The sequence below is a fragment of the Niallia sp. 03133 genome (genome assembly GCF_052663225.1).
In genome coordinates, this window is record NZ_JBQTCY010000003.1 from 1 (window position 1) to 24,210 (window position 24,210).

A 24,210-nucleotide genomic window follows, 5' to 3' on the forward strand; every position below is an offset into this window, starting at 1 on the left:
AGCGTATTTACAAAAATGGAGCATGGTATTTTGGGTATTGATTGATCAAAATTCCATATATTTAAATAGAGGTAAAAATCAAGGCTGTTGAGAGTTCTCGACAGCCTTGATTTAATGTATGGTTTAAACGAGATTTCCTGCTGCTAACATACTACGTTTTTGAAGGCTGTCAGAATGCACGCTGTATGCGACTACCTTCTTTTTGTATTGTTTGACTATATCAACATGATCGGAGTAGCTGAAAACTAGTAACTTAACCTCTTTTTTGCCTTTTTTCGTATTTATAACGATCGGAGTTCCACCGTTCTCAGGATTTAAATAAACATGTTCGTTATAACCTTTAAATATCGTATATTTCTCTAAAACGGAAGCTTCGTTAAATAAATGAATAACTTGAAGTTTGTCAGCACCTTCCAAATGTTTTCCAGCGATGGTTACCGTGGTATTCGCTTCGCTCAGTTTGGAATGCATTTCAAATTTACGGATAAGCCACTCCACAACACCCGTTGGGAGACAGGTCATTGATATTTTAATAATACATATGATCGTTGTTACAATCAAAACAGTCCATGTCATGATTAATTCATCATCTCCGCTATTTTTTAAATAATATTATTACGTTATTAATATATCATAATGTATTTTAGAACGGACAAGTATTTAAGTGCGTATGTTTGAGTATTTTCCATTCAGCATACAGCAGCATTCTCATCTACAACACCATCCTTAACTTTTTAATCTCCCTTTCTTCCACCATCTCACAGAGGTTATTACAAATTTAGTTTGAAAAAGTCTGCCTTTTTATACATTTAGTAAGGAAGGCTTTTTGTATTAATAGTATCAACTGATTGAAGTGAAAAGGAAGGCTGGAAGAAAATTTGTAAAACCGTGTAAGAAACCCTTACAATTAACTGGAAATTCGGAATATTAAGTCTAATATAGTAATTAACTTAAGTATATTAATAAAAAATTAAATTTATTGAAAAAGGTGGGATGCAATGGAAATCTTCGGTGCTGTTCATGAGGAGGCGCTTATTTCATTGTCTGCTATTTCAAAGAAGGTCAAAGTGCATCCATATTACTACAAGCAGGGGATTGCTGGAGCGTTTAATGATTGTTTATTACGAGAGGGGGCAGCAAATAAGATTAAGAGAATAGCAGAAAATCTACCGAATGGACTTTCTCTTGTTGTACTGGATGGCTGGAGATCCTATGAGACCCAATTGGCTATTTATGAACAATTTCAAAAGGATCTGCAAGCAAAGGGATTTTTAGGGGAAGCATTAAAAACGGAGCTGAGCAAATACGTCGCCTTTCCATCCAAAAATATCATGGAGTCTCCGCCTCATCTCACGGGAGGGGCTGTTGATCTAACCATTGCTGATCAAAATGGCTGGCTTCCCATGGGAACGAAATTTGATGAGTTTTCTGAAAAGTCCAAGATAGACTGGTATGAAGAGAAAGCAGTATTAACGGAAAATGAAAAGCAATACAGGCAAAATCGCAAACTATTAAAAGATAGCATGCTGCAGGCCGGTTTTGTATGTATCACAGACGAATGGTGGCATTTTGAATATGGAACAAGAACATGGGCATCGAAGAAAAAAACAAAAACACTGTACCATGGTGTGTTAAATACTTAATTGTCCTACTTATCATAGTGTAGACAAAGTAGTATTTGCACAAACTGCAGGCTGATCGAAAACTTTGTATTTCAAGGCAAACAATGAAGAAATCGAGCGTTAGTCGACAGCTTGATATTTTAATATATTAAAAAATACTGAAATATACTGAATATCTTTTTAATAAAAAACAAGAAAAGAGGAGAAACATGAAAAAGAAATCGTTTATAGCTGTTGTTATCCTATCCATATGTCTATTGTTAAGCGCTTGTGTGAAAAATTCCAATGCGCCAGCATCTAAGGATGCATCAAACGAAAAAAGCAGCGACAGCAAAAAGGATACACTTACGGTAGCCATCACTGCTGATCAAGGAACACTGGATCCTGCTGTGACAATGGACAACTCTGCATGGAAAATTACGTATCCAACGTATGAAAGATTAGTAGATTATGATGGTAATACAACAGAGGTTAAGTCAGGCTTAGCAAAAGAATGGAAGGTTAGCAAAGACGGAAAAACATGGACCTTTACGCTAAATGAAGGACATAAATTTTCTGATGGATCGCCAGTGGATGCTAATGCTGTCAAGGCTAGCTTTGATCGCCTATTAAAAATTGCAAAAGGTCCATCTGAAGTATATAACGTTATTTCAGAAGTGAAAGCAGACTCAGCTACCAGTGTAACCTTTGTGTTAAAAGATAATTTCCCGCCGTTTTTATCAACTTTAGCAGCCAACTATGGAGGCATCGTCAACCCTAAAGTAATGGACCATGAAGAAAATGGCGACATGGGGCAGAATTATTTGGCGAAAAATACAATGGGCAGTGGAGCGTATCAGCTATCTGAGTGGAAGCAAGGGGAATATATCAAGCTTTCCGTTAATCCTGAATCCACGGTTAAGCCTTCCATTAAAGATGTTTATTTCCGAATTGTGGCAGACTCCTCTGCACAGAGATTGCAGCTCGAAAAAGGCGAAATTGATATTGCAGAAGGAATACCGGTAGAGCAGACAGATGCTGTCAGCAAGATGAAAAATGCGGAGCTGTTTAAAAATCCGAGCTTATTGGTTGATTACGTTTATGTAAATTCAAGCAAAGGCAATGCAGCATTAAAAGATGTCAAAGTTCGCCAAGCATTAAGCTATGCGATTGATTATTCCTCTCTGATTAAAGCTGTTCAGCAAGGGTTTGGAACTCCGATGGTTGGACCGATTCCAGATGGTTTATGGGGACATGATAAGACGAAAAAGCAATACACCTACGATGTGGACAAAGCGAAATCCTTATTAAAAGAAACAGGAGTTTCTAATTTATCCTTAGATTTGCTTTATTCTGACAATAAAACATGGTGGGAAACGGAAGCACTGACCCTGCAGGCTAATTTAAAAGAAGTGGGCATTAATGTGAATTTGAAAAAAGTAGCATATGCCACCTCAAGGGAAATGATTGATAAGGGCGATTTTGATTTAGCTTTAGGTGTTTGGAGTCCAGACTTCGGAGATCCATTTATGTTTATGAATTACTGGTATGACTCCAATAATTTTGGCTTAGCAGGAAATCGTGCTTTTTATAAAAATGAAAAAGTAGATCAGCTCGTTCATAAAGCGGCTTCTTCAAATGATAAGAGTGAAAGGGAAACATTATATAGCGAGGCACAAGATATAGTAATAGAAGATGCGCCTTATATACTTCTTTATCAGAAAGACTTTATTCTTCCAATCAGCAAACAAGTGAAAGGCTTTGTTTATAATCCGATGTTAGAAGGGATTTACAATCTAGCTAATATGTCAAAGGAATAGAAACAGGAGGAGCATTACATGAAACAGATGATTATAAAACGGATACTTCTATTAATCTTCGTTGTGTTTGGCGTAACTTTTGTATCCTTTATGCTGTCCCATGTAATCCCTGGTGATCCTGCTAGCATGATGGCCGGCCAGCGTGCTAGCAAGGAAGCCTTGGCAGAAATTCGTGTACAGCTGGGGTTGGATCAGCCGGTCTGGATTCAGTACATGGATTATATGAAAGGGTTATTGGCAGGAGACTTAGGGATTTCTATTCGAACGCAAAAGCCAGTAATAGAAGACTTAGCCGCATTTTTTCCAGCAACATTAGAATTAGCAGTTGCTGCTTTTTTTATCGCTATTGTTGTTGGCATTCCACTAGGCATTCTTGCCGCAGTAAAGAAAAACAGTTTTTGGGATCATGCCAGCAGACTATTTACGATCAGCGGTGTATCCACTCCGGTTTTTTGGAGCGGCTTAGTGATGATTCTTATTTTTTACGGAAAATTAAATTGGTTTCCAGCAAATGGCCGTTTGGATATCGGCATTAACCCTCCTACAAATATAACAGGATTTTATTTAATCGATAGTTTATTAAGTGGTGATTGGATCGCCTTTAAAAGCAGCATTCACCATCTTTTTTTACCAGCTATTGTCTTGTCATTTGCCCAGTTGGCCATTATTACAAGGCAGGTACGATCCAGCATGCTGGAAGTGCTGGAAAAAGAGTATATACGAACGGCTATCGCAAATGGTATCAACGGACCATTCCTATTGGTCCAATACGCTTTACGAAATGCTCTTATTCCCACAATTACTGTAATTGGTGTATCCTTTGGTTCCTTATTAGGCGGGGCGGTTGTAACAGAGACGATATTCGGCTGGCCGGGGATGGGGAAATATGTAGTGGATTCGATCGCTTATTTAGATTTCCCAGCCATGATGGGCTTTACACTCTTTATTTCGATTGGCTATGTCTTGATTAATTTAGTAGTAGATCTTTCTTATTACGCATTAAACCCACAATTAAAAGAATAAGATGGGAGGGAGCATAGTGGAATTGCAAACAGAAATAAGTCAGCCAAGCAAAATAAACAAAAATCCCCTTCTTTATAAGCTGAAGAAGAACAAGTTGACACTAGTCGGGCTGGCCTTATTAGGGGTGATTGTCGTTTTATCTCTTTTAGCCCCCATTTTAACACCTTATCATCCTACAAAAATTAATATCACAGATAAATTCATGCCACCCTCATCTATCCATTGGTTCGGGACAGATGAAGTAGGGAGAGATATTCTCACAAGAATTCTTTATGGTGCAAGGCTTTCTTTAGGTATTGGAATATCGGTCATTCTTCTTGCTAGTGCAGCAGGCATATTAATTGGCACAATTTCCGGCTATTTTGGGAAAATGCTCGACCAAATAATTATGAGGATTATGGATATGATTTTAGCTTTTCCAACGCTTATATTAGCGATGGCGCTAGCGGCATCTCTCGGTCCAAGCATTCAAAATGCAATGATCGCCATTGCCATCGTCAAACTGCCTGTATATGTTCGCTTAGCTCGAAGTGAAACATTAGGATTGCGGGAAATGCTATATGTAAAGTCTGCTCAAACATTTGGCATTAAACCATGGAGGATTATTGGGAAGCATATTATTCCTAATTCGGTTTCCCCAGTCATTATACAAGCAACATTAGATATTGGGGATGCTATTTTAATGATTGCTACATTAGGATTTTTAGGATTGGGCGCACAGCCTCCTGCTCCAGAATGGGGGGCCATGATCAGCACAGGTTGGAAGTATTTATTGGATTATTGGTGGTATCCCACTTTTCCATGCTTATTTCTTTTCTTATCCTCTTGCGCTTTGAACTTAATGGGAGATGGCATCCGGGATATTCTTGATCCGAAATCCAGCAAATAGAGAGGGGACAGCATATGTTGGAAATTAAAAATCTCCGTGTTGATTTCGATAGCAGGAGAGGAAAAATAGAAGCATTAAAAAATATAAATCTGACGATAAAAAAAGGTGAAATTGTCGGCATTGTAGGCGAATCGGGATCAGGAAAATCAATTACTGCTTTCTCCATTCTTGGATTATTGGAGAAAAACGCTCAGATTCCGAATGGAGAAATTACGTATATGGGGCAAAACCTTCTGGCACTTAAAAAAAAAGAATTGCAAGCGATCAGAGGAAAAAAAATCGCTATGATTTTTCAAGAGCCTATGACTGCCTTGCATCCAACCATGAAGGTCGGAAAGCAATTGGCGGAAGTGTTAAAGCGACATCGCCGAATTTCCAATAAAGAAGCGTATCGTTTAGCGATAGAAGCATTAAAAGATGTCCATATTCATCATCCGGAGCAGGTGGCTAAGCAATATCCATTTGAATTAAGCGGCGGAATGCGGCAACGGATTGTTATTGCATTGGCGATGGCGGCACCGCCGGAATTATTAATAGCCGATGAGCCGACGACTGCATTGGATGTGACCATTCAGCACGAAATTTTGCAGCTTATTCAAGAGTTGAATGAAAAGAAAGGAACGGCTGTTTTATTTATTACCCATGATCTTGGCGTTGTTGCGCAAATTTGTGATCGAACCATCGTCATGTATGCTGGAGAAATGATTGAGTCAGGAAAAACAAAGGAAGTGTTATCGCAACCACAGCATCCGTATACAAAAGCGTTGATTGAGGCACTTCCAGATGGAAAAGATAGCAATGAAGCATTAAAGGCAATACCTGGTGAAGTTCCGAATTTAAGCAATCGTCCACAAGGGTGCGCCTTTGCTTCCCGCTGTGAGCATGTAATGGAACTTTGTCAACGCAAACATCCAGAACTTGAACTGGTAAGAAAAGAGCACGATGTATCTTGTTGGCTTCGGAGGGATCTGTAGATGAGTGCGTTGATTGAAATGAAAGATGTAGAGAAAATTTACCAAAAGGGACGTCATTCTGTCCATGCAGTAAGTGATGCAGCCATTACCATTGAGAAGGGAGAAATTATCGGATTAGTGGGAGAATCAGGATCTGGCAAAAGCACCATTGGGAAAATGCTAATTGGCCTTGAAGCGCCAACAAATGGTTTTATTACTTATCAAGGGGCTAATCTTTGGAATAAAACGAAATTTAAACGATCGCTTCCTGGAGAAATACAAACCGTCTTTCAAGATCCTCAATCGTCCCTTGATCCAAGGATGACGGTAAAAGAGATTATATTAGAGCCTTTATATGCACTTCCTTCCAAGGTTAGAAAGGAAAAAGGCGGTCTGGATAAGTTGATGGCGTTAATAAACAGGGTAGGATTAAAAGCCGAGCATTTGGAGCGGTATCCACATGAGTTTAGTGGAGGGCAAAGACAAAGAATCGCGATCGCACGCGCTCTAATTACCGATCCTTCTTTTATCGTATTGGATGAGCCGACATCTGCACTCGATGTTTCCGTGCAAGCACAAGTATTAAACTTGCTGAAAGAGCTAAGACAAGAACGAAATTTAACCTACTTATTTATTTCACACAATATGTCTGTTATCCGTTATATGTGTGACAAAATTGCCGTCATGTATAAGGGGAAAATCGTTGAAATGGGGACTGCAAAATGTATATTTGAAAATGCCCAGCATCCATACACAAAAATTCTCCTGTCTTCTTTGCTAAGCATTCAAGATACAACTAGCCAAAAGCTTTTGTTCGCTGCACCTGAAAAAAGTGAATCAAAAAATGCTTGTGTTTTCTTTGAAAGATGTCCAAGCCGCACGAGTTTATGTGAAGAATCTCCTTCTTTCGAACAAAGGGAAGAACATCATCATTGTGCCTGTCATTATTGACGAAAGGGGGAAGTTTGTCATGATTCGACAAGAACGAATTCGCGAATTAAGAAAGAAACAAGGACTTACTTTAATGGAACTGGCAGAAAAAACTGGCCTTAGCTCCAGCCTTCTTTCCCAAATCGAAAGAGGATTGGTTGACCCTACCGTAAGCAGCTTCTGGAAAATATGCACTGCCTTAAATGTGCCACTGACCTATTTTTTCCCAGGATCGGAAGAAGACCGGCTATTGGTGCGGAAAGGCGAACATCGATTGTTGGAGTTTTCCAATTCAAAAGTTCGTTATCATGAATTAATCCCAAATAGAACCGGAAAGCAAGAATTTCTCCTAGTCGAAATTCAGCCTGGAGAAATGAGCGAAAAGGAGCTGGTTTCCCATCCAGGAGAAGAAAGCGGCTTTGTGTTAAAAGGAGAATTGACCGTTGCCCTTGGAGAAGAAGAAATTCACTTAAAAGAAGGAGACAGCATCCACTTTCTCAGCACCACCCCCCACCGCTACTTAAATAGAGGAAAGGAAACAGCCGTTTCCATTTGGGTGATGACTTCTCCTTAAAGGGACTTCTTCTTTAAAGCCGGAAGGAAAAAGTAGTGAAAATGTCCTTTTTAGAAGTACGTTTATGAGGTTCTTGAAAGCAGAACGAAGTGTGATGGATACATTCATAATTTTTTTGAAAAACCTGCCTTCTCATAAAAGAAAAGCAGGTTTTATTTAAAGGTAAGAAAGTATAAGTTTTTGAACTTAGACTAGTGTCTAGCTCCAGCGCCCTATCGACTACAACGCTTCCCTCACCTCGTCTACGATAAGTCAACATCGAATCACTACGTTCTTCGTGTTTCCTATATCTCACTCGATTCAGTCCAGCTTATTTCGTCGATGAGCAAGGGCGCTTGCGCTTTTCTTATTCTACATTTCATATATTTAGTCGCCGGTTGAAGGCAATAGTAGATTACACGTTAATGTTGCTTTTATATTTCATATTCACCCAGCTTTTAGGTTTAAGTCCCTATTCAATTGAGTCCAGAGAGGAATACGTCACTTATGTACTTTGAATAGATAAAAGGGAAAGAACTATCAGAAAGATCCGAAATTAAATATGAAAAATACTGTCGATATCGTTGTTGTGGCAGCTTGTAGAATATGCATTTTAATTTTTCAAAAACATATGTAAATAAATGTAGAATTTTACGGGATAATTGTCTTTCATGAAGTATAATAATAATTTAAACAGATACAATTCTCTTTTCTTCTATCGTTCAAAATATATAATTTTTACCGAATCAAAGAGGAGGGGAGAGACAAATATGGAGGATAAAGATAAGAAAATGAAGTCAAGTGAGAACAAACATATAAGGACGCTGCTCATACTTTCTTTACATATTGCATTGTTTATCTACTTTCTCACCCCTTCATCCGGTTTGGCAGTAGAAAATGATTTTGACCGTAATCATTTATCCAATATTGCGCACAGAGGGGCTTCGAGTTATGCACCGGAGCATACGTTGGAATCCTATGAGCTGGCGGAAAAAATGGGCGCGGATTTTATAGAAATAGATTTGCAGGTAACGAAGGATGGAGTTCTTGTTGCAATGCATGATAGTAAAGTCGATCGAACGACAAATGGCACAGGCGAAGTGAAGGATCTAACCTTGGATCAAATAAAAATGCTGGATGCAGGTTCGTGGTTTAATCAAACAAATCAAGGCTATGCGAAAGCAGAATATGCTAGACTACAGGTGCCAACATTAGAAGAGATTTTTAAGAAATTTGGCAGTAGTACAAGGTATTATATCGAAACAAAAGCCCCTGAAACAAATCCGGGTATGGAGGAAGCATTGATTAGTTTATTGGAAAAGTATAATTTAATTCGCGATAATAATCCGAAAACAAGTCCAATTGTGATTGAATCATTTAGTGAAGCTAGTTTAAAAAAGATACAGTCTTTGAATCCTCACATCCCATTGGTGAAGCTCTTAAGTTATTCAGATCCTGCCATTATTTCAACTTCAGAAATCGATGAAATAAAGAAATATGCTTTTGGAATCAGTCCAAATTTTGATAAAATCGATCGAAACTATGTGCAGCAAGCTGTAAAAAATGGGCTGGAGGTCATTCCCTATACGTATAAGGATAAACAGGATGTAGAAAATGCTTTAGCCTGGGGCGCTGCTGGTATGTTTATTGATAACACAGATTACTTTGAAGACGCGCTGATCCGCGTCCAACAAAATTTTTTAAGCTATACTTCGGACAAGATAGCTCCTTCCACAAAAACGAAAATAAAGTCCGCACGTTCGGTTAGCAATGGCTGGTACAACACGAATGTTGCATTACAATTGTCAGCATCGGATGCTGGTTCCAACGCAAACCGGATTGAGTATAAAGAGCAGGGTAAGAATTGGACGACTTATACAGGAGATATTATTCTTTCTGCAGAAGGCGAAAATAAGGTCGAATATTGGAGCATTGATAACGCGGGAAATAGAGAAGAGAAAAAATCAATCATCATTAAAATTGATAAAACAAAGCCAAAACCAGCTTTTATTGATAGCTTTTCTGATGCCGATGACTACATAAGTGGAAAAGCAGAGAAGGATACAACAGCTATTATTTATTCGTCGAGAAGAATAATAGCAAAAGGGAAAGTAGACAAAAATGGAAATTTTAAAATGAAAATTCCAAAGCAGCAAGCGGGGAAAGTAGTATCTGTTTCTATTAAAGATGCAGCTAATAATACAAGCTTTTTAAAAAGCAAGAAAGTAAAAGATAAAACAGCCCCTATTGTAACAAAAGTAAATAAGCTTTATTCTTCCAACACTTCTGTCACAGGGAAAGCAGAAATAAGTGCAGAGATAGAAGTGAAAGCAAACGATAAAATAATAGGAACAAGCAAAGTGGATAAGAAAGGCAACTTTAAAGTAAAAATTCCAAAGCAAAAACGAAAGAAACAGGTAGTGGTTACTGCAAGCGATAAAGGCGGGAATGTAAGTGAAGGTTATGTTTTAAAGGTTAAATAGAAAAAACATAATTTTTGAGGATTAATGATTCATGAAATAGAAGAACGCATGGAAATCCAAGCGTTCTTCTATGTTTTATGGAAAATGGAAAAAAACATGGGTGGATTAAAAAATATTTGTCTATTTTTTAATTAGTACCTTGCAATGAATAATACTGAGTGTTATATTGTATCTATCAGGTGTTTTTATAAATCAGTACTATACAATAAATAGTACTATACAATAAACTGTACTAAACAATACCAAGGATAGGGTGATTTATCATTAACGTACAATTTAAAAAGGGAGTCTTAGAGCTATGTGTGCTGGTGCTTTTGGATAAGAAGGATCGTTATGGATATGAATTGGTTCAGAAAATATCGGATCAAATTGAAATTTCCGAAGGATCGGTTTATCCGCTGCTTAGACGACTAACGAAAGAAGAATACTTTACCACCTATTTACAGGAATCGACGGAAGGGCCATCGCGGAAATATTATAAACTAACAGAAAAAGGAAGGCTATATCTTCACGAGCTTATTGCTGAATGGAATGAATTTTCGAATGGTGTGAATCAATTGATAAAAGAAGGTGTAGACAATGACTAAAGAACAATTTTTAAAACAATTACATTCCGCTTTAAATAGGCTGTCTCACGAGGAACGTCAGGATATTATACAAGATTATGAGGAACATTTTCTAATCGGTTTGGAAGAAGGAAAAACAGAAAAGGAAATAGCAGATGCATTAGGATCGCCGAATCAAATCGCCAAGGAATTATTGGCTTCTTATCATCTGGAAAAGGTCGAATCGACTGTAACAACAGGGAATATATTTCGCGCTATTTGGGCTGTGATTGGATTAGGCTTCTTTAATTTAGTTATTGTCCTGGGTCCTTTTATCGCATTGGCTTCTTTGATCTTGTCAGGATGGGCCGTTAGTGTTTCCTTTGTTGTTTCACCAATACTTGTTCTTCTTACTATTGTAATTCAGCCAGACACATTTGAATACTTTTCTTTATTTTTTTCTGTTTTGCTTTGTGGAATAGGACTTTTTATTGGGATTGGAATGCTCTTTTCCACAAAAGCTGTGGTAAAAGGATTTGTTCGTTACTTGAAATTTAATGCAAAACTTGTGAAAGGCGGCTTAAAGCATGATTAATATAAAAAGGATATCGGTTATAGCACTTATACTAGTAGTGATAGGAATGATTGGAAGTATTTTAACCTTTCGCTTAATGGATAAAAGTGTTACCGTTGCAGAGGAAAAAACATTTGAGAATAATAACATTGCTGCAATTAAAGTGGATTCAGACAACACGCGTGTGGAAATAATGCCAACAAAGGAAAAGGTTGCGAAAGTTGAGCTATCTGGAAGGGGCTCTAAAGAAACGAAGAAAAGCTTTTCTGCAAATGTAGAAGGAAACAAACTAGTAGTCCAATTAAAGGATGAGCAATTTAAGTTAATTAGTTTAGACTTTCTGTCAGAATCTCTTACTTTAAAGATATATTTACCAGAAAAGCAATTCAAATCGATGGACATTAACAACGATAATGGGTATGTTCAACTAAGCGATTTAAAAGTGGATCAATTAGAAGCTGAAACGAATAATGGCCGTGTCGAGTTGCAAAATATTTCTTCAAAAAATGTAGAAGTAGAATCCGATAATGGAAGACTAGTGCTGGATCATGTTAGCGGGAAAATCAAAGCCAAAACAAATAATGGAAAAATCTCGATTAAGACAGCAGATTTAAATCGACCAATGCAATTAGAAACAGATAATGGCAGTATTGAAGTGGAGACAGAAAAAGAGCCATCCAACGTTAGCTTTGATGTGCATGTTGATAACGGCAGTATTAATATTTTAGATAAATATGAAGGAAATGCTGTTATTGGAGATGGTGACAATTTAATCAAACTAAAAACGAACAACGGAAGAATCACCGTTACAAAATAAGGACATATGAAAGAAGCCAATTTACTCGAAGGAGGGTGGCTTCTTTTTTATGGATAGATTTGCAAAAGCTAGATCAAATGAACGCGTTGGTTTATTTCCTTTAAAAATTTAAAAAAATATTTTCAAAAGCATTGACTTCCTATCATCTATGTAATATTATTATCTCATATTCAAGATAATTTAATTCGAGATAAATTGTTAGGGGTGGTGAGATGAATGAAGATTTAGCGCTTGAATCTTCCGTGGTGCTTTTAAAAGCAGCAAGGTCCATTCAGGATAAAATGAAACGCAACTTACATGGTTATGACTTAACAATGACAGAGTTTTCCGTAATGGAAATTCTCTACCAAAAAGGAAAACAGTCGGTTCAGCAAATTTCAAAAGGCGCACTTCTTGCTAGTAGCTCTATGACCTATGTTATTGATAAGCTGCAGGAAAGAGAGTTAGTCGAACGAACGGATTGTCGTCAGGATCGAAGAGCTGTTTATGTGTTTATTACCAATAAAGGGAAAACATTAATGGATCGATGTATTCCTGACCATCGAAAATGTATGCAGGAAATTTTTAGAGGGTTAAATCTTGAAGAGAAAAAAATGATGATCAGCTTACTTGGGAAAATGCAATAAAAAAAATATTATTTAGGAGGAAAAAAAGATGATGGATTTAGGATTATTAGTTATTCGTTTGGTGATTGGATTATTATTTATTGGTCATGGTGCTCAAAAGCTATTTGGATGGTTTGGCGGTTATGGTTTAAAAGGAACTGGAGGATGGTTTGAATCCATTGGAATGAAGCCTGGCTACACGGTGGCATTATTCGCTGGATTATCTGAATTGATCGGTGGTGTATTGTTTGCTGCAGGTCTGCTTACTCCTATAGGAGGCTTGCTAATAGCAGCAACGATGGTAATGGCAATCGCAAAGGTTCACGGGGCTAATGGAATTTGGGCAACTCAAAATGGATATGAGTATAATTTAACACTGATAGCAGTAGCAGTTGGAATTGCTCTTATTGGACCAGGTAAATATGCACTAGATGCTTTTTTATTCTAAAATATCTCGAAATAAAGATAGTTTAATTAAAGGTAAAAATGATGCTGATAATAAAAAACAATGAAAAGGATGGGAACGAAATGTCAAAACAATCAATAGGTATTCATCATATTACAGCAATTGTAGGTCACCCTCAAGAAAATGTAGATTTTTATGCAGGGGTATTAGGATTACGCTTAGTAAAGCAAACCGTTAATTTTGATGATCCTAAAACGTACCACCTTTATTTTGGGAATGAAGGTGGGAAGCCAGGAACGATTATTACGTTCTTCCCATGGCCAGGTGCGTATCGCGGAAAAATAGGAGATGGGCAGGTAGGAGTAACTTCTTATGTTGTTCCAAAAGGTGCCTTTGCATTTTGGGAAAAGAGACTAGATCAGTTTCATATTTCCTATAGCAAAATGCAGCGGTTTGGGGAGGAATATTTAGAGTTTGATGATCCACATGGACTGCATGTGGAAATAGTGGAAAGAGAAGAAGGGGAAAACAATACTTGGAGCGTTGGTGGGGTGACACCTGACGTAGCGATTAAAGGGTTTGGCGGAGCTACGCTATTGTCGGCTAATCCAGAAAAAACAGCTGAATTGCTGGAAAGCGTAATGGGTCTTACGAAAGTTGGGGTGGATGGTGATATTGTTCGATTCAGAGCTTCTGGTGATATTGGAAATATTATTGATTTGAAAGGGACTTCCATTGGGCGTGGACAAATGGGTGTTGGAACTGTTCACCATATTGCTTGGCGTGCAAAAGATGATCAAGATCAATTAGACTGGAAGCAGCATATTGAAAAAAACGGGTATGGCGTTACACCTGTTCAAGATCGAAATTATTTCAACGCCATTTACTTTAAAGAACATGGCGAAATTTTATTTGAAATTGCAACAGATCCTCCAGGGTTTGCCCATGATGAATCAGAAGAAACAATGGGAACGTCGTTAATGCTGCCAGCACAGTACGAACCTCATCGAGAAAAAATAGAACACGCTTTGATTCCGATTGAAGTGAAGGGGGTAAAGTAAAAGGTAGGGGTCAGGGCTTATGCGCCTGTCCCCCCATTGCTTTATAGGAAAAAAGAATAGGGAAAGTAGGCTTTATCCCACTCTTAACAGGCAGTAAGACCCCCACCTCGGGGATGCCGAGAAAACAAGGAAGCAAGGTGGGGGATAACTGCCCGTAAAGGTCCGATAAGTGAAACTAACCATCAGTGGGGGATGAGGAAAAACCCCCACTGATGGTTAGTTTGCAAAGGGGAGAGGCCCCTCATGAATGATAAGAGCAAATAGATTTTATCCATTGTATCTAGTCTGCTTCCCGTCGTTTTCTTTTTTCCCCTTTTTAATCGTGCGAGCTAGTGTCATACGTAGGAGTCTGATCACCACATAACATCCAAAAAACAGCAGAAATCCGTAAATGCCAATTACTGCATCTGCAAATTCCATATTCCCTCTGCCTGTTATTCCTTGTTGTATTTCGATCGCAAATACTAAAACTAAAATTAAAGTAAACGTATAGATAAAGGAAATGCTTGTTATACTCCATTTTGCCAACCTTTTAAAAACTGCTTGCACAATAAAAAAAGAAATGATTCCGATGATACCAATTATCCATAGATGCAGATCCTTATCTGTGGCCTGCCAGCCAATTCGAGCGGCTATTTCCATAATGATATCGTGAATAACATTTACTATTTCTGCGATAAATTTAATTATATCTTTCATAGTAGCCCTCCTTATAAATATTATAGTTTGAAAAAAACTACTTTTCTATAAATATATACAAGGGGAGACGCGATGTATTTACACGATTCAAACGTTTGTTTAAGATGTCCTGCTCGATTAAATTTGAATATCCAGCCTGTTGGAACAAACCTTCATTGTCATTCATTGAACTCTCTTTCAAATTTGTTTATGTTTAGTAAGAAGGAATTATTTTGGAGAAGAGGATGGTGGATAGTATGTTGAATAATTTTGATGAAGTAGTCAATCGCAGAAATACGTATTCGGTGAAATGGGATGGAGGCAAAATCATTAAAGAAATGAAGCTAACTGAAAGATATGATGAAGATACGATCCCATTATTTCTTGCAGATATGGATCTGCCAGTTCCGCAAGCTTTAGTGGATGCTTTGCATAAAACGGTTGATAACCGGATCTACGGCTATTCTCTTTTTCCTGACGAATATTATCATGCTATCCAGAATTGGTTTAAAAAAAGACATGATTGGGATATCAAAAGAGAAGAGATTGTCTACAGTCCAGGCACCGTTCATGCAATCAATATGGCAGTTCGGGCATATACCGAACCAGAAGATGGAATTATTATTCAACGTCCTGTGTATCCTCCGTTTACGACTGCCATCGAAAAGAATAATCGCAAGCTGTTAAATAATGCACTTGTTTGTGATGAGGAAGGATATTACACCATTGACTTTGAAGATTTTGAAGAGAAGGCGAAACAGCCAACAACGAAAATGTTTATTATGTGTAATCCTCATAATCCTACTGGAAGAATTTTTCAAGTGGATGAGTTAAAGAAATTATCTGCTATTTGTGCAGAGAATAATGTATTAATCGTGGCAGATGAAATACATGGTGATTTAATTAGAAAAAATCAAACCTTCCATCCAATTGCCAAAATCGTGGAAAATGATGATCATATCATTACTTGTACAGCGATTAATAAAACCTTTAATGTTGCTGGACTTCATTGTACAAATGTCATCATCCCAAGCTTTAAGCTCCGAAATAAATTTATAAGAACAATGGGGTATCAAATGGCATCTCCATTCACTATTGCAGCACTTATTGCTGTATATAATGATGGGGAAGGGTGGCTGGAGGATGTAAAAGAATATTTAGACGGAACCATCAAAATGGTAAAAGAATTTTTCGATGAAAAAATGCCAAAGCTAAAAGTGGCGATTCCAGAAGGGACGTATATTATGTGGCTGGATTTCAGTACATACGGTATTTCACCGGAAGAAGTCCACGATCGCATCTATAACAAAGCAAATGTGCTATTAGAGGATGGAAGCATGTTTGGAGAAGAAGGAATTTCCCACCAAAGAATTTGCATCCCATCTCCCAGGTCGATTGTAAAGGAAGCATTGGAGAGAATCGCGAAAGAGTTTGAAGATTTAGTTTGAACAGAGCGGTTTCGATATAGTTTGAAAGCCTATCTTTCTATAACCATTATATAGAGGTAGGTTTTTTGTGCTCGTCTAGGAAATTATAAACGAGATAGAGTTGTGGATAACTTAGCAGTTTGGTCCGCGTCCAGCTCCAGCGCCTATCGCCTATCAAACTTCAGGTCATCTCCCTACGATAAGTCAACATCGATTCGCTATCGCTCATCGTGTTTCCTTTATCTCAGTCGAAGCCTTTCCAGTTTGTACGGCGATGATCAAGGCGCTTGCGCTTTTGTTCTTCGAATGTTCTGAAACTTTAAAATTGCCGGAATATCAATTTGAATTTAAAACAATGGAATTTTCCAATCTATTACTAAGCCTTGAAACAAATAAAATAGATTTTATTGCCCATCAGATGGAAGTAAATGAAGAGCGTCAGAAAAAAATCTTATTTAATAAAGAACCATATAATATTTTTTCGCTTAAAGTTTCTGTTAATCAGAAAAATACGGATATACATTCCATTGAAGATTTAAAAGGGAAAAAAGTAGTGGTGAGTACGACAAGCAACTCCGCTGTATTTATTGAAAAATACAATAAAGAGCATAATGCAGGCATTAATATTGTGTACTCTGGCCAAGGTTCTGATGACACAACCAACCAAATTTGAACAGGGCGGGCGGATGCCACGATTACTACTCCGTTTGCGGTGGATTTTTTGAATAAACAAGTAGATGCCGGGCAAAAAGTATATCCCGTTTATATGGACGGCTTTAGCAGAAATTGTAAAAGTATTGTCTGTAACGATGATGTTGACCATTATCCTACTAATAGTTGGTTTTTTCATTGGGCCAAGCATGTTGGGTAGGAGGTAAGATATCAGTTTATACCAATCATTATTTTTTAAGAATCTCATAGCGTAAGGCATCGTTTTAATGGAAAAGGAAAAAGGGGGAAAATTATGTATCAGAAGGAATTAGAAGAACAGTTGATTTCAATCCGCCGTCATCTGCTTGAAATATCGGAATTATTTGTTATATTAAATATAATAAACTATAAAAGAAGAAGTTTTCATGAGTGATCTTATCACGATGATGCTGAAGCTATAACTTCCAAAGGTTATCCCCTTTTCTGCAGAAAAGAGGGATTTTCCTATTTTTCTAAAGGATTGAAAGAAGGAACGGAGAACCAAAAATGGATAGAGGGAGGTTGAAAAAGTGGATAAACAACTGAAGTCTTCCTGCTGCAGTGCAAGCAGACTAAGCTCCACCAAATTAGACGATAAAAGTAAATCATTGCTTCAAAACCAAAATAAATCAAAGCAGGACATGATTTATTTGCCAGGCGGGGAATTTTTGATGGGAACTAATTCACCGGAGGGGCATCCTGCAGATGGAGAAGGTCCAGTGCGAAAGGTAATCATTGATCCATTTTATATTGATTCTACTGCGGTAACAAATGCGCAATTTGCAGATTTTGTAAAGGAAACTGGATATGAAACGGAGGCAGAAACATTTGGGAACTCCTTTGTTTTTTACCGATTTTTATCAGAAAAGGCAGCAAAAGAGGTGAAAGGATCTGTTCAGCAAACACCTTGGTGGATGTTGGTGGAGGGGGCTTATTGGAAGCAGCCTGAAGGTGTTGATTCCTCCATTGAGGATCGTTTGGATCACCCTGTCATACATATTTCGTGGAATGATGCGAATTCATATTGCGGGTGGGCAGGCAAACGATTGCCTACTGAGGCGGAATGGGAATATGCTGCAAGAGGAGGGCTTGAACAAAAGCTGTATCCTTGGGGAGATACATTACTACCGAACGGAGAGCATCGATGCAACATCTGGCAAGGTGAATTTCCTACTCATAATCTTGCTGAAGATGGCTATAATGGAACAGCACCTGCCAAATCCTTTTTGCCAAATGCCTATGGGTTATATAACACAGTAGGAAATGTATGGGAATGGTGTTCAGATTGGTTTACTGCCCATGTTCAAACAGACCGTCCTTTAGTAAATCTGAAAGGTCCATCTACTGGCACGAAGAAGGTAATGAAAGGTGGTTCCTACCTTTGCCATAAGTCCTACTGCAACCGATATCGAGTAGCTGCTAGAAGCTCAAATACACCAGACAGCTCTACTGGGAACATTGGTTTTCGGTGTGCGGCTGATGTATAGAATATAGGGCATAAATAGAAGCTCGTGCAAAAACAAAAGAGGATTTGTTTTTGCACGAGTTTCTTCTATATTATTAGTCTCTCTTCTTTTGAAAATGTTCTTTTCCAGGATATGCATTATTGCTGCGTATCTCTTCTTCCCATCTTTTCGAACCGACTCCTGCTATCGGTCCCTGCAAGAGTGGATCATTCGTTTGAAGCATCCAATTTTCTACTTTTATGCGTAATTCATTTGCGATCCAAGCATAGGAAGCTTCATTAATAACATTGTTTTCTTCAAGTGGATCTTTCTCCAAATCATATAGCTCCTCTGGTACATTTGGAACATAGTATTGTTTCCGAACTTCTTTGCCGGAAAGGCTATTATGGGCATCAAAAGGCATATAAATAGCAGGTCCATCTTCAAAGTTTTTAACATATTTATAGTGATCTGTCCGGACTCCCCGCATAGGGTGATAGCGGTCATGCCAAGTTAATTCACAGAAAAACTCTTCTCGTATGTATGATTCTTCCCCTTTGATTAACGATGCAAAGCTTTTTCCATCCAGACCTTCGGGAATGGGTGCACCTGCTAATTCCAACAAGGTCGGCATCATATCAATATTACATAATAAACAGTTGTTTACTTGGGAACCGTTAATTTGCGGACCATTGATGATAAGCGCTGTTTCCAGCCCAGCATCTTTCAATGTTCCCTTCGCACGAGGAAAAGCAAGCCCATGGTCTGTGGTAAAAATAACGATTGTATTTTTAGCCAATTCCGTTTTATTTAAATAATCGATAATGCGCCCAATTGCAGTATCAAGAACTTTGGCTGAACCATTTAATAGAGAGATGTCTTTTCTAACATTCGGGGTATCCGGCAAATAGGGAAAGGTCTCTACATTGTTTATATGATCCGCATATGGCTCATATTCATCAAAATCTCGATGTGTTTCAAAAAAACCAACATTTAAATAGAAAGGCTGATTGGAGGATTGTGCGGATTTTTCCTGTAAAAATGAAATGACTTTGTCGGCTACAAGAGGACCTCTATCTCCCTCTACCTCTTCGAAGCGGTCATAGCCAAGTTTATAGGTAGAACTGAACACACGATTCTCAATAGGCGGAGGCGTTCCAATTGTTTCATGGCTTAATCCAATCAACGTCGTTTCATATCCTGCTTTTTGCATTTCTTGAGGAAGTGTTGCTACGTCGCCATTAATGGAAAATCCAAGGTGGGCAAGACCGATAAGTCCATTGTTATGTGGGTAAAGTCCAGTTAAAATACTGCCTCTGCTAGGACTGCATTGAGGTGCCGGGCAATAATAATTATCAAATCGTATCCCTTTTTCAGCTAATTGATCAATGTTTGGAGTTTCGACTTTGTGTCCATAACACCCAAGGTATCTTCCAGTATCATGGGAAATCATAAAAACAATGTTAGGTTTACTCATCACTAGTTCCTCCGTTAAAATTTACTATAATTGTGGGACCTGAGTAGTTAGACTCTTAGGTCCCCATTATGAAACAAAAAATACTAGATCTCCCTATACTATTTATTATATAACGTATAGCTATAGTAAAAATAGTTATATAGATTTATCCATAGAAAGGTAGAACATATCCTTACATGGCTTCTTCTATTTCCGCTTTTATAATAGATGACTTTGGACCGAAGATAACTTGAACGCCATCTCCCACTTTTAATACCCCTGAAGCGCCTAATTGTTTTAAACGCTTATCATCCACTAATGAAGTGTCTTTTACACCAACTCTCAGTCTAGTAATACATGCATCCAGATTGGTAATATTGGTTTTTCCTCCGAGTGCTGCCAAAACTTCAACTGGCAAAGAAGGGGATCCCGTTCTTTTTTTATTCTCTACGTCTTCTTTTGAATAGAGGCGAGTTTCCTCTTCATCGGATTCACGACCAGGTGTTTTATAATTATTTCTTTTAATTAAAAACTTAAAGACAAAATAATAGACGAAGAAGTACACGATGCCTAATAAAATAATGAAAATCCAATCTTTATTAATATTTGGAATGGCGTTAAATAAGGCGAAATCAATGATACCTGAACCACCTGCGAATCCAGCGTGAATATCAAGTGCACTGGATATAGCATAAGCTGATGCTGCCAGTAATGTATGGACTACATATAATAATGGCGCTACAAATAGAAAAGTATATTCAATTGGCTCTGAAATACCTGTTAGAAATGCTGTTAAAGAAGCTGCTAGTAATAATGATTTTGTTACTTGTTTTTTATTTGTCTTAGCGCAATGGTACATTGCCAGTGCAGCGCCGGGAAGCCCAAACATAAAAGGGATAAATTTCGCACCAATATACTGGCCGCCAGTTATATTGACAGAAGGATCTTTTAAAGCATCCATCACTTGAGCAATATAAATATTTTGATCTCCGACTATCTTTGTACCATCAAGCGTCGTATATACACCGCCAATATCGGTAAATAGAAGTGGTGCATTGTAAATATGCTGCAGGCCAAAAGGAACAAGCAATCTAACCACCCCACCGTATAATCCAACCGTAAACGGATTTGTATGGGTAGCTATGTATTGTCCGACTGAACCAATTCCTGTTTGAACAAAAGGCCAAATAAAATAAAAGACACATGCAGATAGTACCGCTGCAATGGAAGAAACAATCGGAACAAATCGTTCTCCTCCAAATAAAGCTAAGGAATCAGGGAATTTGGTTTTATAGAATTTATTGTATAGGTATGCAGTCAGAAAACCGATAAATATACCACCAAAAACACCTAGTTGAAGGGTTGGGATTCCAAGCTCGGTTCCTAGCATCTTTTCATTTAAATGAGGTTTATTAATTTCAATAAGTGCCCCAATAACCGTATGCATCACTAAAAATGCAATTAAACTGGAGAAGCCAGCCATTACTTTATTTGTCCAGCTTGCAGCAATCACCACAGCGAACAGTACGGCTAAGTTGGCAAATACGGCTTGCCCAGATTTCTGTAGTAATATTCCCGCTGTTTGAAACCCATCAGACGCAAGAAATGGCAATAGTTTTTGGATGTTGGGATTTAGGATAATCCCGCCAATTCCCATAAAAATAGACACTAAAGGCAAGATTAATACAACGCCCATCATTGCTTTTCCGATTCGTTGAAAAAAATCGAAGGATATTCTTTTCTTCATATATTTGCTTCCTCTCTAATGGATCTAATAGTTGGATTTTTATGAACTGAATGTAAATACATCTAAAAATATATTTTAGAAAGAAATGTATTAGCTTAAAAGATATTGAATATCTCACTGTATGGCTACTGGTTGTCCAATCACAAACATACTGAAATAAAAAGGAAAATTCCTAGATTAATTGCAATTAATTAAATGGATTATAAACCTATTATTCCTATAATTCAAGTAGGTTTAAATAGAATGATAATTTTCTTTTATTTAAAAGATAAGAAAGTATAAGTTTTCTGAAGTCAGAGAAGTGTCTAGCGCAAGCGCCCTATCGACTTCAACGCTTCCCTCACCTCGTCTACGATAAGTCAACATCGAATCACTACGTTCTTCGTGTTTCCTTTATCTCACTCGATTCAGTCCAGCTTATTCTGTCGATGAGCAAGGGCGCTTGCGCTTTTCTTATATAGGACATATTTTTTATAATTTTTGAAAAAATAAAAATGGAATGGGGAGGGAGGCGTAACAGTATATAGGGGTGATAAATCAAGTTGATTTTTATAAAAGGCCACTCCGGCTGATAATCCGGAGTGGCCTTGTCTAATCGTTATATAAAGTGAATCTTTCTATCAGTGGGGGTTTTCTTCATCCCCACTGATTGTTAGTTGAACTTATCGGACCTTTACGGGCAGTTATCCCCCACCTAGCTTCCTCGATTTCTCAGCATCCCCAAGGTGGGGGTCTTACTGCCCGTTAAGAGTGGGATAAAATTATCTCATACTCATTTCGTTTGGATGTGGTCCTTTGCGTCGATCTTTATTTAGCTCGTTAATTTGTCCCATTTCTTCTGCTGTTAGTTCGAAGTCAAACACATTAAAGTTTTCTTCGATTCTTGATGGAGTGACAGATTTAGGGATCACGATCGAGTTATTTTGCAAATGCCAGCGCAGCACAGTTTGAGCTGGAGTTTTGCTATGGGATTCCGCAATTGTTTTAATTACTTCGTCTTGCAGTACTTCTCCACCTTGATCTAGAGGACTCCATGCTTCTACAAAAATATCATGTTTAGCACAGAATTCTTTTAGCTCATTTTGCGCCAAGTATGGATGACATTCTACTTGGTTTAATACAGGCGTTACTTCACATTCTTTTAAAATTCGTTCTAAATGTTCAATTTCAAAGTTGCAAACGCCAATTGCTTTTACTTTTCCATCACTATAAAGCTTTTCTAACGCTTTATATGTATCTACATATTCATCAAACTCAGGCGTAGGCCAGTGAATTAAATATAAATCGACGTAATCAAGGCCTAATCTTTCTAAGCTTTCATCAAATGCTCGCAGTGTGTTGTCATAGCCTTGATCACTATTCCAGACTTTTGTCGTAATAAATAATTCTTCACGAGGAACGGAAGCTTCTTTTATTGCTTTCCCAACGCCTGCCTCATTTTTATAAATCATGGCTGTATCAATGGAGGTATAGCCAACTTCAATTGCTTTCGAAACAGCAGCAGTTGCTTGTGCGTCTTCCACTTGCCAAACACCAAATCCAAGCTGAGGCATTTTTAAACCGTTGTTTAATGTAACAATATTCATTTTACACTCTCCTTTTGCATTTGATTTCATATTCAGTCTAACTTTCATCCATCTATAATTCAAATATAAGGTTCTCATTAATGAGGATTCGCTTCAATTTTTCTCGAAAAATTTAGTTTAAGCACTACTAATGAAAAGATCTAAAAAAGTGCATCCATTCTACTTTGGTTGCAGCTTCTTATGCAAAAATGAGATGAAATTCCCAAGTGGAAGCGTTGTTACGAACGTTTTTAATTCCATCTCTGCATCATTGTTTCAATTTTGTCATCCATTGTTTGTTTTGTTTCAGTTTTCACCATATAGCTATTTTTCTACAAAACTAGACAATATTTACCCAATCTCACGTCCATGGTCAAGGCAGTTGCGCTTGTCTTACTTTTTTAATATTCCTAAATATTCTACCCACGGTCCAACATCCGTTCTGTATCTCTCCGCCATTACCCGTACAATTTGTGCAATATGGGTTAAATCATGAACAGCCCATGTGGAAATCAATTCGCTTGCTTTTACTGCGCCAAAAGCTGGGTGAGTCCCTGTTAATTCAAGGTGCAATGCAGGGTCTACTAGAGACTTGAGTTTTGTGATATTTTGTGTTCGAATCGTATTAAATTCCTGCAGCTTTTGTTCTAGTGATTTTTCACCCTTTTCATGTAAGTGCGAATAACGATCAAATGGAGGGAAAGGTTTGCTTTCTCCTTCTTGAAAAATAAATTCCAGCCTTGGTATCCAATTGTTTTTTTCTCCTTCGATAAGGTGATCGATTACCTCCGCAGCGTTCCAAGTTCCTTCTCCTTCGTTGCATTGCAGCCATCCATCGGATAAACCAGATAAAAACTGCTTCAATGTCTGCGGTGTGCGCTCCAAAATTTCAATAGCCTCTTCTAGATTAACATTCATTTAACTGCTCCTTTCTGTTCACTG

23 protein-coding genes and 2 pseudogenes are annotated in these 24,210 nt (G+C 37.8%); 19 read left to right on the forward strand and 6 right to left on the reverse strand.

Annotation, left to right across the window (positions count from 1 at the left end):
• Positions 1-123 precede the first annotated feature (123 nt).
• Positions 124-576, reverse strand: a complete 453-nt coding sequence (locus ACTYBU_RS04725; RefSeq protein WP_445487579.1) for a YfmQ family protein — start codon at positions 574-576, stop codon at positions 124-126.
• 422 nt (positions 577-998) lie between these two features.
• On the opposite strand from ACTYBU_RS04725, the gene ACTYBU_RS04730 reads away from it, so the two are divergent.
• The 15 genes and pseudogenes from ACTYBU_RS04730 to ACTYBU_RS04800 all read left to right on the forward strand — a co-directional run bounded on the left by ACTYBU_RS04730 (position 999) and on the right by ACTYBU_RS04800 (position 14,260).
• Positions 999-1,643, forward strand: a complete 645-nt coding sequence (locus tag ACTYBU_RS04730) for a M15 family metallopeptidase (protein ID WP_445487581.1) — start codon at positions 999-1,001, stop codon at positions 1,641-1,643.
• Positions 1,644-1,831: 188 nt separating this feature from the next.
• Positions 1,832-3,421, forward strand: coding sequence for an ABC transporter substrate-binding protein (locus ACTYBU_RS04735; RefSeq protein WP_445487583.1), 1,590 nt, complete (start codon positions 1,832-1,834; stop codon positions 3,419-3,421).
• Positions 3,422-3,439: 18 nt separating this feature from the next.
• Entirely contained in the window at positions 3,440-4,444 is a 1,005-nt protein-coding gene (locus ACTYBU_RS04740) for an ABC transporter permease (protein ID WP_445487585.1), read from the forward strand.
• A 16-nt stretch (positions 4,445-4,460) separates the two neighbouring features.
• A complete protein-coding gene (locus tag ACTYBU_RS04745) occupies positions 4,461-5,333 on the forward strand; it encodes an ABC transporter permease (protein WP_445487586.1) in 873 nt (290 codons plus the stop codon).
• Positions 5,334-5,347: 14 nt separating this feature from the next.
• Positions 5,348-6,307: an ABC transporter ATP-binding protein gene (locus tag ACTYBU_RS04750; protein ID WP_445487587.1), complete on the forward strand. Its 960-nt coding sequence runs from the start codon at positions 5,348-5,350 to the stop codon at positions 6,305-6,307.
• The gene (locus ACTYBU_RS04755) at positions 6,308-7,237 is read left to right on the forward strand and encodes an oligopeptide/dipeptide ABC transporter ATP-binding protein (protein ID WP_445487588.1); all 930 of its coding nucleotides are present in this window, start codon (positions 6,308-6,310) and stop codon (positions 7,235-7,237) included.
• Between the two features lie 19 nt (positions 7,238-7,256).
• Positions 7,257-7,790 (forward strand): helix-turn-helix domain-containing protein, encoded by a 534-nt coding sequence (locus ACTYBU_RS04760; protein ID WP_445487589.1) that lies wholly within the window; start codon positions 7,257-7,259, stop codon positions 7,788-7,790.
• Between the two features lie 770 nt (positions 7,791-8,560).
• Positions 8,561-9,448 (forward strand): annotated as a pseudogene (locus tag ACTYBU_RS04765) (glycerophosphodiester phosphodiesterase); the annotation flags it as partial.
• A gap of 66 nt (positions 9,449-9,514) precedes the next feature.
• Entirely contained in the window at positions 9,515-10,252 is a 738-nt protein-coding gene (locus ACTYBU_RS04770) for an Ig-like domain-containing protein (protein WP_445488122.1), read from the forward strand.
• 263 nt (positions 10,253-10,515) lie between these two features.
• Complete coding sequence (locus ACTYBU_RS04775; RefSeq protein WP_445488124.1) at positions 10,516-10,839, forward strand: PadR family transcriptional regulator; 324 nt, start codon at positions 10,516-10,518, stop codon at positions 10,837-10,839.
• Positions 10,832-11,392, forward strand: coding sequence for an HAAS signaling domain-containing protein (locus ACTYBU_RS04780; RefSeq protein ID WP_445487591.1), 561 nt, complete (start codon positions 10,832-10,834; stop codon positions 11,390-11,392). Before ACTYBU_RS04775 ends, ACTYBU_RS04780 begins: the two co-directional genes overlap by 8 nt.
• A complete protein-coding gene (locus ACTYBU_RS04785) occupies positions 11,385-12,188 on the forward strand; it encodes a DUF4097 family beta strand repeat-containing protein (protein ID WP_445487593.1) in 804 nt (267 codons plus the stop codon). The genes ACTYBU_RS04780 and ACTYBU_RS04785 overlap by 8 nt, the downstream gene beginning before the upstream one ends.
• Before the next feature lie 212 nt (positions 12,189-12,400).
• Positions 12,401-12,814: a MarR family winged helix-turn-helix transcriptional regulator gene (locus ACTYBU_RS04790; protein WP_445487594.1), complete on the forward strand. Its 414-nt coding sequence runs from the start codon at positions 12,401-12,403 to the stop codon at positions 12,812-12,814.
• Between the two features lie 28 nt (positions 12,815-12,842).
• Positions 12,843-13,241, forward strand: a complete 399-nt coding sequence (locus ACTYBU_RS04795) for a DoxX family protein (protein WP_445487596.1) — start codon at positions 12,843-12,845, stop codon at positions 13,239-13,241.
• An 80-nt stretch (positions 13,242-13,321) separates the two neighbouring features.
• Positions 13,322-14,260 (forward strand): ring-cleaving dioxygenase, encoded by a 939-nt coding sequence (locus ACTYBU_RS04800; RefSeq protein WP_445487598.1) that lies wholly within the window; start codon positions 13,322-13,324, stop codon positions 14,258-14,260.
• A gap of 267 nt (positions 14,261-14,527) precedes the next feature.
• Here ACTYBU_RS04800 and ACTYBU_RS04805 read toward each other — a convergent pair whose 3' ends face one another.
• Positions 14,528-14,959, reverse strand: coding sequence for a hypothetical protein (locus ACTYBU_RS04805; protein WP_445487599.1), 432 nt, complete (start codon positions 14,957-14,959; stop codon positions 14,528-14,530).
• A gap of 236 nt (positions 14,960-15,195) precedes the next feature.
• Here ACTYBU_RS04805 and ACTYBU_RS04810 point away from each other — a divergent pair, with 236 nt between their 5' ends.
• The 4 genes and pseudogenes from ACTYBU_RS04810 (at position 15,196) to ACTYBU_RS04825 (ending at position 18,542) form a co-directional block, all read left to right on the forward strand.
• A complete protein-coding gene (locus ACTYBU_RS04810; RefSeq protein ID WP_445488126.1) occupies positions 15,196-16,386 on the forward strand; it encodes a MalY/PatB family protein in 1,191 nt (396 codons plus the stop codon).
• A 301-nt stretch (positions 16,387-16,687) separates the two neighbouring features.
• Positions 16,688-17,119 (forward strand): annotated as a pseudogene (locus tag ACTYBU_RS04815) (transporter substrate-binding domain-containing protein); the annotation flags it as partial.
• Complete coding sequence (locus tag ACTYBU_RS04820) at positions 17,103-17,243, forward strand: hypothetical protein (RefSeq protein WP_445488148.1); 141 nt, start codon at positions 17,103-17,105, stop codon at positions 17,241-17,243. The pseudogene ACTYBU_RS04815 and the gene ACTYBU_RS04820, both read left to right, overlap by 17 nt.
• Positions 17,244-17,585: 342 nt before the next feature.
• Positions 17,586-18,542, forward strand: a complete 957-nt coding sequence (locus ACTYBU_RS04825) for a formylglycine-generating enzyme family protein (protein WP_445487601.1) — start codon at positions 17,586-17,588, stop codon at positions 18,540-18,542.
• Positions 18,543-18,615: 73 nt separating this feature from the next.
• On the opposite strand, the gene ACTYBU_RS04830 is transcribed toward ACTYBU_RS04825, so the two are convergent.
• The 4 genes from ACTYBU_RS04830 to ACTYBU_RS04845 form a co-directional block, all read right to left on the reverse strand.
• On the reverse strand, positions 18,616-19,977 hold the full coding sequence (locus ACTYBU_RS04830) for a sulfatase family protein (RefSeq protein WP_445487602.1): 1,362 nt from the start codon (positions 19,975-19,977) through the stop codon (positions 18,616-18,618).
• Positions 19,978-20,149: 172 nt separating this feature from the next.
• A complete protein-coding gene (locus ACTYBU_RS04835) occupies positions 20,150-21,703 on the reverse strand; it encodes a PTS transporter subunit EIIC (RefSeq protein WP_445487604.1) in 1,554 nt (517 codons plus the stop codon).
• 761 nt (positions 21,704-22,464) lie between these two features.
• Positions 22,465-23,289 carry an aldo/keto reductase gene (locus tag ACTYBU_RS04840; RefSeq protein ID WP_445487606.1) on the reverse strand — a complete coding sequence of 275 codons (825 nt, stop codon included), beginning with the start codon at positions 23,287-23,289 and terminating at the stop codon, positions 22,465-22,467.
• 372 nt (positions 23,290-23,661) lie between these two features.
• Positions 23,662-24,186: a DinB family protein gene (locus ACTYBU_RS04845; protein ID WP_445487608.1), complete on the reverse strand. Its 525-nt coding sequence runs from the start codon at positions 24,184-24,186 to the stop codon at positions 23,662-23,664.
• Between the last annotated feature and the right edge of the window lie 24 nt (positions 24,187-24,210).